Annotated in this window: 2 protein-coding genes; one reads left to right on the forward strand and one right to left on the reverse strand. The window is 42.6% G+C overall.

Annotated elements, in window-relative coordinates; genetic code table 11:
- The first annotated feature begins 8 nt into the window (after positions 1-8).
- On the forward strand, positions 9-305 hold the full coding sequence (locus CGZ90_RS13955) for a YutD family protein (RefSeq protein ID WP_106408321.1): 297 nt from the start codon (positions 9-11) through the stop codon (positions 303-305).
- 45 nt (positions 306-350) lie between these two features.
- Here the strand turns inward: CGZ90_RS13955 and CGZ90_RS13960 are convergent, their stop codons facing one another.
- Complete coding sequence (locus CGZ90_RS13960; protein ID WP_094253148.1) at positions 351-632, reverse strand: hypothetical protein; 282 nt, start codon at positions 630-632, stop codon at positions 351-353.
- Between the last annotated feature and the right edge of the window lie 324 nt (positions 633-956).

Genomic DNA, 956 nt, shown 5'->3' on the forward strand with positions numbered 1-956 from the left:
AATAGTGGATAAGTGAGGTGAGCGGAACCTTGATTACCATTGGGAATCATACATATGAAATGATTGAAAACTTTCGTGAGGCGTTTGATGAAGAACAGTTTAAAGCTCGTTACAGCGAAATTTTGCATAAATATGACTATATTGTAGGGGATATTGGCTACGAACAGCTGAGGCTGAGAGGATTCTTTGAGGACAGCCATGATAAAGCCACATATGATACGAAAATCAGCACGCTGCCAGAGTACATTTATGAGTACTGCAATTTCGGATGCCCATATTTTGTCATGAAAAAAGTAAACCCTTGAGCATCTGCTCAAGGGTTTTTAACATGTTTCGGTCCGTCCATAGTTTTAGCGGACGTCTGTATAAGGATCCTGCGTGCTTCGCTCAGGATCATCGTGAGTTGGATGAGCACCTGGGAATTTACGTTCAATCCCTTCGTGAAGTGATTTGTTCTCATAGTTGAACGCACTGTAATACCGCTGGTCCTCTTTCCATGGAGTCGATTTTCCAAGCTTTCTGACGATAGGGGAACCATACGGCCCTTCTGGAAAATCCTCAGGAAGGACGAAGCGTCTGGCAGTTTCAACATTTGAAAAGTCACTGTACTTGTTTTCATCTTGATCGGACAAAAAAACCACCCTTTCTGATGAACGGCCCTAGGGCAAAACTGCCCTTAAACGTAGTGTACCCAGAAGGATGGTTTTTTTCTTTCTAAAAGATTGTTATGTTTGACTTAGTTAGTTCAGAGGAATTGCATACGAAGTGTTAACTTCAACGCCTAAACCATTAGATGATTTCATTTTTAAATCAATTTCTGAAGCTGGTACATTCTCAACAATGGATTGATCATCTTGAATCCATCATTGTTAAAGTTGAACGGAGTGTAAGGTGCCGACTCCACCGGGATCAGTGGGACAGGTGAGACCCTTTAGGGCGCGTAGCGGCAAAGGGGC

The organism is Fictibacillus aquaticus (assembly GCF_002245695.1).
GTDB lineage: Bacteria > Bacillota > Bacilli > Bacillales > Fictibacillaceae > Fictibacillus > Fictibacillus aquaticus.